Origin of the sequence: Dapis brunnea BLCC-M229 (genome assembly GCF_050015995.1) — a bacterium.
In the GTDB taxonomy this organism is placed as follows: Bacteria; Cyanobacteriota; Cyanobacteriia; order Cyanobacteriales; family Microcoleaceae; genus Trichodesmium.
Window position 1 is genome coordinate 1 of the sequence record NZ_JBNHEP010000312.1, and the last position, 9,801, is coordinate 9,801.

General features: G+C 35.9%; 7 protein-coding genes. 5 read left to right on the forward strand and 2 right to left on the reverse strand.

What is annotated here, in order from left to right; translation table 11 throughout:
- The 4 genes from ACP6PM_RS35820 to ACP6PM_RS35835 all read left to right on the forward strand — a co-directional run.
- Window positions 1-2,503, forward strand: a 2,503-nt coding sequence (locus tag ACP6PM_RS35820) for a glycosyltransferase family 2 protein (RefSeq protein WP_426591633.1), incomplete at its 5' end; no start/stop codon positions are given.
- A gap of 1,328 nt (window positions 2,504-3,831) precedes the next feature.
- Window positions 3,832-4,623 carry a radical SAM protein gene (locus ACP6PM_RS35825; RefSeq protein ID WP_426591634.1) on the forward strand — a complete coding sequence of 264 codons (792 nt, stop codon included), beginning with the start codon at window positions 3,832-3,834 and terminating at the stop codon, window positions 4,621-4,623.
- A 48-nt stretch (window positions 4,624-4,671) separates the two neighbouring features.
- Window positions 4,672-5,304, forward strand: a complete 633-nt coding sequence (locus ACP6PM_RS35830; RefSeq protein WP_426591635.1) for a 4Fe-4S single cluster domain-containing protein — start codon at window positions 4,672-4,674, stop codon at window positions 5,302-5,304.
- A gap of 318 nt (window positions 5,305-5,622) precedes the next feature.
- A complete protein-coding gene (locus ACP6PM_RS35835) occupies window positions 5,623-6,108 on the forward strand; it encodes a DUF3122 domain-containing protein (RefSeq protein ID WP_426591636.1) in 486 nt (161 codons plus the stop codon).
- A gap of 397 nt (window positions 6,109-6,505) precedes the next feature.
- Here the strand turns inward: ACP6PM_RS35835 and ACP6PM_RS35840 are convergent, their stop codons facing one another.
- Both ACP6PM_RS35840 and mnmE read right to left on the reverse strand, forming a co-directional pair.
- Entirely contained in the window at window positions 6,506-6,913 is a 408-nt protein-coding gene (locus tag ACP6PM_RS35840; protein WP_426591637.1) for a hypothetical protein, read from the reverse strand.
- 418 nt (window positions 6,914-7,331) lie between these two features.
- On the reverse strand, window positions 7,332-8,711 hold the full coding sequence (gene mnmE / locus ACP6PM_RS35845) for a tRNA uridine-5-carboxymethylaminomethyl(34) synthesis GTPase MnmE (protein ID WP_426591639.1): 1,380 nt from the start codon (window positions 8,709-8,711) through the stop codon (window positions 7,332-7,334).
- 235 nt (window positions 8,712-8,946) lie between these two features.
- Here mnmE and ACP6PM_RS35850 point away from each other — a divergent pair, with 235 nt between their 5' ends.
- Complete coding sequence (locus tag ACP6PM_RS35850) at window positions 8,947-9,492, forward strand: DUF2062 domain-containing protein (RefSeq protein ID WP_426591640.1); 546 nt, start codon at window positions 8,947-8,949, stop codon at window positions 9,490-9,492.
- The last annotated feature ends 309 nt before the right edge of the window (window positions 9,493-9,801 follow it).

A 9,801-nucleotide genomic window follows, 5' to 3' on the forward strand; every position in this document is an offset into this window, starting at 1 on the left:
CTCGGAGAACTCCCCAACAGGAAATAAGCAACCCAAAGCAGATAAAAATTTTCAGCAAACAGGAAGTAAGCAAGATTCAACTTTAGACTTCTACCAAAATTCTCCAACAGGAAATAGACCACCTCAAGCAGATGAAAATTTTATCCAAACAGTAAGTAACCGAGATTTAATTTTCAACTTCTCGGATAATTCCCCAACAGGAAATAAGCAACCCAAAGCAGATAAAAATTTTCAGCAAACAGGAAGTAAGCGAGATTCAACTTTAGACTTCTCCCAAAATTCCCCAATAGGAAATAGACTACCTCAAGCAGATGAAAATTTTCAGCAAGCAGGAAGTAACCAAGATTCAACTTCAGACTTCTCCCAAAATTCCCCAACAGTAAATAAGCAACCCGAAGCAGATAAAAATTTTCAGCAAGCAGGAAGTAACCGAGATTTAACTTTAGACTTCTCCCAAAATTCTCTAACAGGAAATAAGCAACCCGAAGCAGATAAAAATTTTCAGCAAGCAGGAAGTAACCGAGATTTAACTTTAGACTTATCCCAAAATTCTCCAACAGGAAATAAGCAACCCGAAGCAGATAAAAATTTCCAGAAAACAGGAAGTAACCGAGATTTAATTTTCAACTTCTCGGAGAACTCTCCAACAGGAAATAGATATTCCCAAACAGAGCAAAATTCCCGGGAAAAACCGAGTAATCAAAATTTAACTTTGACTTTTGCAAGAGGTCTAATTAAATATGTGTATCAAGAAAATCAAGGACCATCAATTGCTCGGAATTATGGTATAGAAATAGCTCAGGGAGAATATATTGCTTTTCTTGATGCGGATGACTTTTTTCTACCCGAAAAATTAGCCGAACAAGTGGGATGCTTTGCAGAAGATTCAACTTTAACAATGGTGCAAACTGGGTGGAGATTTGTTGATGAGAAAGGTCAGACTATTAAAGATGTAGAACCGTGGAAAAATGCTGAAGAACTAGACTTAGAAAATTGGTTAATGTGGCAAGCGACTTTGCCTAGTGCGATGATGTTTAGAAGTGAATGGTTAAAGGTCAATGGAGGGTTTGACTCGCGATATATTCCAGAAGATTTAGAAATAGTTTTGCGGTTAGCTTTAACCGGAGGAAAATCTACTTGGTTACGGAAAGTTTGTGTCTGTTATCGACAGCGGAATAGTAGTGTCTCTGGGTTGAAAAACCGAGAAAAAATTACTTATGAATTAGAAAAATTATTAGATGACTTTTTCCAGAAACCTAATTTGCCTACTTCCATACGTCAAATAGAAAATCAGATAAAATATCGGTCTCTACTTTGGAATTGTTGGCGTTTATATAGAGCTGGTAATTTCTCAGAAATGGCTACTTATTTGCAGAAGTCTTTGAATTATACTTCTGACTCTCCAACAGCAGCAATTTGTACTTGGATAGAATTATTTACTAAGCTCGATAGTCAAGAGGGAAATCAATTTAATGCTTATAGTTTTAGTCAGTTACCAGAATGGAAAAAATTAATTAGTAATATGTTTAATCCAGTAGCGCCAAGAGTAAGTGTAATTATTGCCACCTATAATAATGGTCACTATATTTTAGAGGCGATCTCTAGTATTTTTAACCAAACTTATACGTCTTATGAAATAATAGTTATTGATGATGGCTCTACTGATAATACTCGTCAAGTTTTAGAACCTTATCTAGATAAACTTCGTTATGTTTATCAAGAAAATAAAGGAGTATCTCACGCCAGAAATTTAGGTTTAGAAATGGCGCGGGGAGAATTTATTTCTTTCCTAGATGCTGATGACTTTTTCCTACCAGATAAACTGGCAAAACAAGTAGCTATTTTTGATGCTCGCCCCTCTCTGGGAATTGTGCATAGTGGATGGCGTTTAATTAATGAAAAAGGAGAGAAAATTTCCGATATAGAATTATGGCATAACTCTCTAGAATTAGATTTAGAAACCTGGGTAGTTTGGAAACCTGTAACTATTTCTATGATGTTTCGTAAAAGTTGGATAAAAAGTGCCGGAGGTTTTGATACTCGTTGGCATCATGGAGAAGATATCGATTTAGTTTTGCGTTTATCGATTAATGGTTGTGAGGCAGTTTGGTTACCAAAAATTACTTATTGTTATCGTCAACATCATTGCAATACTACGAGAAAATTTACTCAACAAGCTACCAGTATGATGTCTGTTTTAGATAACTTTTTTAGTAGACCAAATTTATCAAAATCTATTCGTCAATTAGAGGGAAAATCTCGTTATTATACTTTGAGTTGGTTAGCATGGCAGGCGCATCGAAATGGGGATTTAATTGAGATGGGTAAATATTTAAGACAAGCTGGGAAATATACTCCTTTATCTATGACAAAAACTATTGAACATTGGATGGATAGTTTTAACAGTCTTTATCAACAATATGGTTATGATTTTGATGCTTATGCTTTGACAAGTTCGGATGTTTGGCAACAATTAATGTTAGATATAGTTATTACTATTTGATAGTGAGTTTTTTCAGGTATTTGTTGATGGTTGACTATAGCAATTCCCATAAGGAATGAGGTGCAAAATTCGTTTGTTTTAGGCAACAGCAGTCAGATCCCGCGGGGTGGACTAGAGGCAAGGGAATGCTGACCAAGAGAGGCAACAGAAAATAGGAATAAAAAAGATAAATGTACTTCACAGTCTTTACTACTGACTCCTAACTCCTTCTTATCATTCTGACTCCTAACTACCAAATATATGTAGCAAAACTTTTGATATTTTGTATTACCTGTTGTCAGATGAGCTGTCGCTTTTTTCTAGGGTATTACCTAAAAAAACTAAGATTGCTACATAAATAGAATAATTGATTTTTAAATCCGAATATATAGCAGTGTAAGTCAAAATTAGTAAGTTTTATTATTGCCTTTTAGCGAATAATTAAGGTAAAAAGCCTCTCCTTTAAAGGAGAAACAAGCGGTCGTTTGCGCAGCATTCTGTAGGATGGGATGCTGAGGAAACCTAGTCATATCCAATCTCCTCTTGAGAGCGGTCGTTTGCGCAGCATTCCGTAGGATGGGATGCTGAGGAAACCTAGTCATATCCAATCTCCCCTTGAGAAGAAAAAATTTTCATGATTAGTCAATCCTATCCGTTTTCAAGGAGAGGTAATAATTAATAATTAATAATTAATTACTAATTGCTGAACTGTTACTTGTTGCCTCTTAGTTAAAAACGGATATCTAATATCTCTACTGCCCTAAACTATACTTTTATTGCTGCTATACTTTTTCATGGTAGATAAGTTTATAACTCTTAGGTTTCCAGCACTAACTCATTTAGGATTGCTCGTGTAAAAGCAAATTTAAAGAAATAAATATTATTAATTTATGTAAAAAAAAGGTTGTTTGTATAGTACAATACTTCAAATAAGATTGGCATATATAATAAACTAATAGAAAAATTAAGTTCATGTTTGAGTTTGTCTCTTTTGAGACAAATGACAAATAATTAATTGGCAGCTATTAATAATGTTGAAAATTCCTATAAATAAACTGAAATATAGAACCTTCATTAATGGATAATGGATAATGGATAATGAATAATTACCTCTCCCTAAAACGGGTTGGATTGACGGGGAGCGTGAAAATTTTTTCTGATCAAGGGGAGATTGGAGGCTAGCCAGGAGACCTCAGCATCTCATCCTACTCCAAGCTCCGCTTTTGATGTCGGCGACAGCCAAAACGACCGCTTGTTTCTCCTTTAAAGGAGAAGCTTTAAACCTTAATTATTAGGTAAATTTCATCAATAATTATTATAGATATGATCGTAAAAAATAAAATCAAATAATGACAAAATCAACTGATGAATTTATACCAGTTTATGGACCAGTAAAATCTTGGCGATATGGGCGCTCCCTAGGCATAGATCCCATAGGCAAAATTTCCACTTGTTCATTCAATTGTGTTTACTGTCAGCTAGGAGAAATCGAACAAAAAACAAGCGATCGCTCTATCTATGTCTCTACCGCAGAAATATTATTAGAATTACAAAAATTTGCACCTTGGGATGTAGATATTATCACTCTTAGTGGCAGTGGAGAACCAACATTAGCTCTGAACTTAAAAGACATTCTAAAAGAAACGAAAAAATTAACAAACAAACCAATCTTAATATTAACAAATGGTACGACTTTAACCAATCTAGAAGTTAGATTAGCCTTAAATTTAGCAGACAAAGTATCAATCAAAATTGATGCAGTTAACCAAAGACAACTACAAGGAATTAATCGACCAGCAAAAACATTTAACCTGTCAGATATGTGGGGAGGAATACAAGAATTTAGAGAAAAATATCAAGGTAAATTAGCTATTCAAACAATGATATTATCTCCATGGAATCTTCAAACCAAAGCCGAATATATTAGCTCAATAAAATCTCTAAAACCTGATGAAATTCAACTTAACACTCCCAGGCGCCCTAAACCTTTAAAACATCAACTAGATGCTAGGGGAAACCATACAGAATTTCATCCTTATGCAGTACAAAAACTCAAATGTGTTAGTCAGGAGATTTTACAAGAATTTGCAGATGATATTTACACAAATACAAACATTCCGGTTCGTTATAAACAGAAATAGCATTTAGATTTTTTGATAATAAAAAAAGCCGTAAAAAAGGACTGAAATATGAATAACCTAACAGCTAAATTATCAACAACAAAACCATTAGAAATTCCACCAGGATATCTAAATATTATGGGCTATATTGATGAGTCAGAAGTAAATGGTCCTGGTTGCCGTGCAGTAGTATGGGTACAAGGGTGTAAACGCGGATGTTCTGGCTGTTTCAATCCTGATTCTTGGTCTTTTGATATTCACCAATTAATAAGTATTGAAGAACTAGCAAATAAAATATTAAATAATCCTCGAAACACAGGAGTAACCTTTTCTGGTGGGGAACCTTTTTTACAAGCATCAGCACTAGCAGAATTAGCAAAAATATTAAAATATAGAGGTTTAAATGTAATGTCTTTTAGTGGGTTTACTCTCAGAGAATTACAATCTAAAAATGCACCTGTTGGTGCTAAAGAATTATTGTCTCACTTAGATATTCTGATTGATGGACCATTTGTAGAAACCCTAGCTATTCATTCTCCTAATTCTCTAGTTTCTTCAAGTAATCAAAGAGTGAGAGTATTTAATCCAGCCTTAAAAAATCAATTAAATTGGGCAAGCGATCGCCTAGAAATTCATGTACTGAAAGATGGCAGTCGGATATTTACTGGTTATTGGGGACAGTTAGGTTTAGGAGAGAATTAAAAACTAGTTAGGAATTAGCAAGCGATGTAGAGCTTTTCAATAGTTTTCAAAGGTATCTTTTTTTATTCTCAAACCATCTAGCTTGACTTAATTATGTGCTTTTTGAAATAGAGGTCATTTCAGTTAACAGTTTGCTACTCACATGAAAAGCCTCCTGGGAAATAAATGCTAAAAGCTAACAGCTAGTTAAGGCTTTTAAGTAATTAGCCAAGTATATTTTTTTTGCTCTCTACTCTACTGACTGGTTTTTAGGGAGCATTATCTAGGAAAAGCTAATAGCTAGTTAATTAAATGATTAAACAATTTTTATTCAAAATCATGTTGATAATTGGATTAGTTTTCTTGATATTAGTTGATCAAGGTAGCTTTACAGTTAACTCAGCAAATGCTCTAATTCGAGAAATAGAAGAAGCACCGAATCAGATAGTTTATCAAGCCAAACATACATTAAGAGATCAAGAAAGAAAACCATGGCAAGTAGTATTTTATAAACGTCTCACTTCTGGTGAAGTAGATACTATTAATCTGCGCTTAGTAGGTTTTCCTGGCAGTGTAGAATTTACTCATCCACAACCTTTAAAAATTAGTTATGGTCAAGATAAAATATCCCTAGCTAGAGATAATTTTGCCGAAAAAGCACCAGCTCCTAACGTGGGTGAATATCAATTTCCAGAAGTTTTGTTTGGCATCAAAACAAATGCCAAAGTTTTTCTATATTTGCCTTTAAAAACCAACCAACAAGCAAGAATCAAAATAACCGTGCCAGTCTTGTTAGAATGGCAAGAAGTTATTAATCACAAATAGAAGTATAGCAATCCTTAGTAAGTCTTGAAACTCTGCCATTGTGCAATAAATTTACTCAATGCTAAAGTCTCAAACCTTAAATTGGATTGCTATATTTTCACTCAATATCTACAATTGACATCCTCCCAGACCTAAAAGCACAGGGATTCCTACTGAGCCGAAGCTCTTCGGTGGGTTGACGTTTCACTGGCTGCTGCTCACTATACGCAAGTCTTAGGCTTGCCTCCGCGTCCGTTTTTTGTCTCGGACTGCCCGCCCGCGACTAATAGCAAAGATAACATATATATTCAAAAAAAAACAACTAAAAAGTCGCCCTAGAAGGGCGAGGCTTTCAACCCAATTTTTTGGTAATTAATAATAATTACTTTTGCTATATATATTTATGTGGTAAAAGTAATTATCTCTTTTTCCTCACATCACGAGCCATGCTTTTGAAATCTAGTCCATCATTAGAATTACTAATGGTACGAGGTTGTACAGGAGTAGGCGGAGTTAAAGGTTGTGTAGATGTACTAGCAGCAGATGTGCTAGGAGTAGATGTACTAGAACTATAAGAAGGATAGGAAGAAGGTTTAGTTTCTCCTACAGTTTGTTTCATTTGCATAGAAGAAACAGCCTTTTCTGTCTCTCCTTCTATCAAATTAATCTTACCTACTGCTTTGGGATAGCTCCTCTTAACTGTCTTAGATTTCCGCATAAAGTCTACATCACCAAGACTACTTGCGCTATCTGCATCTAGGAAGAAAGCTTCCTTTGGTTGGTTGTCATCTTTGTTCCCAAATAGTCCTCTGATAAATCCAGTCATCTTTTTCTTCTAACCTGAATATTTGTGTTTCTTTTGTTATGTTACGTAAAACTTTATCACAATTTATCATAAATTGTCATCAAAATTCTCATAATTTCCTCAGTGCTACGCTTAAGTCAGAAGTCAGTAGTTAGAAGTCAGGAGTCACAAGCGATCGCTGACTGAGTTTGAGCATTTATAAATGTCCTAAGCTATTTGCGTAGTGCTATACTTCAAAATCTTTAGCCAAAGAGCAAGAGGCTAAACTTTAAAAAATGGGGTTGCTGAAGCGCGGGTATGATTTTCGTGGTTGGGGAGTAGGGAGTAATACCATTTCTCAAAAACTTCCACAGATTTTGTTTAGCAGGGGAGTAGGGGAGTGTGTAGGGACGTTGCATGCAACGTCCCTACGGGAGAAGTAAAAAGAACGGCTGAAAAATCACTTACCAATACAAAAGCGACTAAAAATTATATCTAAAACCGACTCCGTTACATCCTCACCCGTAACTTCTCCCAAAGCATAAATTGCTCCCCTTAAATCTATAGTCCAGAAATCTAAAGGTAAATTATTTTTGATAGTATTTAAACATTGCTCCAAAGCTACCTTAGCTCTAGTTAAAGCTGCTGCTTGCCTTTGATTAATTGCTAAATCTAAATTTTCTGCCTGCACATTACCCAAATTTATGGCATTAATAATCGCCGCTTCCAATTCCTCAATTCCTTGATTATTAATAGCTGCTGTAGTCACAAAATTTTTAATAGTTTCTGGGTAAAAAATAGACTTAATTAATTCCGGCTTTACCAAATCAACTTTATTAATTATCAGAATTAAAGAACTATTTTTGACCTGTTGATAAATAACTTCATCTAACTCCGTCCAACCCGCCTTCCCGTCAATCGTCAATAAAACAAGGTCAGCAGACTCAGCAGCTCTGCACGATCGCTCCACCCCAATTTTTTCCACCCGATCCTCAGTTTCCCGAATACCCGCCGTATCCAAAACCTGCACCGGAATGCCACCCACGACCAACTGAGATTCCACCACATCTCTAGTAGTACCAGGAAGATCCGTCACAATAGCGCGATCGCTACAACTCCAAGCATTCAGCAGACTCGACTTGCCCACATTCGGACGTCCTATAATAGCCACCTTCAAACCAGTTCGTAACAACTCGCCCCGACTTGCCGTTCCTAATACCCTTGACAAATCAACCAAAATACTATCCACTTTTTCACCAATTTCAGACTCATCCAAAGGCGGTAAATCTTCCTCAAAATCAATGCGGGCCTCTATTTCTGCTAAAATATCCAGACAACTAGCTCTTAACTGACGAATTGGACTAGCCAACTTACCCTGTAAACCAGCCAAAGCAACTTGAGCAGCAGCAGGAGATTGAGAACCCACCAGATCCGCAATACTTTCAGCTTGAGTCAGATCCAATCGACCATTTAAGAAAGCTCGTAAAGTAAACTCTCCTGGTTGAGCTAGTCGTGCCCCCGCCTCAATACACAATTGTAATACTTGTTGTATGGCGATAATTCCACCATGACAGTGAAACTCTACTACATCCTCACGAGTATAAGAACGAGGACTATTCATAATCAATAACAAAGCTTCATCTACTAATTGCCCAGTTTTGGGATGGCGAATATAGCCATAGAGAATGCGATGAGTCTCCCAAACTTGCTTTCCCGGTGCATGAAATAGAATTTTGGCAATTTTCATCGCCTCCGAACCAGACATCCGGACTATCCCCACACTTCCTTGCTGGGGAACAATAGCAGTAGCGATCGCCGCAATAGTATTTCCAGGAGTCATTTCAGTTATCAGTTATCAGTTATCAGTTAGCCTCCTAGGTCTGAAGTTTGTTAAAAGTACCTCCAGTAATAGGGAGGCAAGAAAATCCTAAATTTCCTTTTCTATCCCCTTGTAGAGCGACAGCTCGTGGCGCAGCCAAGGTGAGGCTATTGACCTTATTTATTGGTCAAGAATTATAACATGTTTATGTTTTTCTATTATTATAAGTATCTATGTCAAATTAATTGATTTAAGTATGTTAAAAAACCTGCAACAAATTCCACACCAACTACTACCTAATCTAACTACAAAAAAATCTCCATCAAATAGACATAAACCACCAAAGTTGCATAGATATGGACGATACTTACAGTGGCGCTTTATCCGAATGCGGGAAAGTCCCGAATATATTGCTAGAGGTTTAGCAGTAGGAGTATTTGCTGGATTATTTCCTATCTTTGGTATCCAAACCATAGTTGGTGTAGCATTAGCAACCCTAGTCCGAGGCCATAAAATTGCTGCTGCTGCTGGCACTTGGGTAAGTAATCCCTTAACTTATTTACCAATATATGCAATTAACTTTCAAGTTGGTCGATGGTTACTTAACTCTCAAGAAGAGTTTGTACCTGAAAGTATACTTTCATTTCCAGAGTTAATGCAATATGGGACTCAATTTATCACATCTCTATTTTTAGGTTGTTTAGTAATGGGTATAATAGGAGGAATATTGAGTTATTTTATGGGGTTAAAACTAATTCGTTGGTGGCGTAGCAATCGCCGAAAAAAAATTCTATTCAATTGATTAAAGGTTTTCCCGATCAAAGCAATTCACAATGATTCCCTACAAACAAATATAGGAACTATAGTGAGAAAACATTTGTTCTTATTCATTGGATTAATCGATAGGTTTTGTACTCAAAATCTGGATTGGTTAGTGTATAAAAATATGAGAAAATAGGAATGTTCAATACTCATACTAAATATACTAATTGGTAGAATACTTCTCAGTCGCTATAAAATTATCGATAAGTTAGGCGGTGGTGGATTTGGAGAAACCTACTGCCGTGTCAAGCTTAAAATGGTGTATTATAGTTCAAAAATACTGGGGCTT

Coding starts and splice junctions, on each gene's coding strand:
- ACP6PM_RS35825 (WP_426591634.1), top strand. CDS start 3,832: ATGACAAAATCAACTGATGAATTTATACCAGTTTATGGACCAGTAAAA.
- ACP6PM_RS35830 (WP_426591635.1), top strand. CDS start 4,672: ATGAATAACCTAACAGCTAAATTATCAACAACAAAACCATTAGAAATT.
- ACP6PM_RS35835 (WP_426591636.1), top strand. CDS start 5,623: ATGTTGATAATTGGATTAGTTTTCTTGATATTAGTTGATCAAGGTAGC.
- ACP6PM_RS35840 (WP_426591637.1), bottom strand. CDS start 6,913: ATGACTGGATTTATCAGAGGACTATTTGGGAACAAAGATGACAACCAA.
- mnmE (WP_426591639.1), bottom strand. CDS start 8,711: ATGACTCCTGGAAATACTATTGCGGCGATCGCTACTGCTATTGTTCCC.
- ACP6PM_RS35850 (WP_426591640.1), top strand. CDS start 8,947: ATGTTAAAAAACCTGCAACAAATTCCACACCAACTACTACCTAATCTA.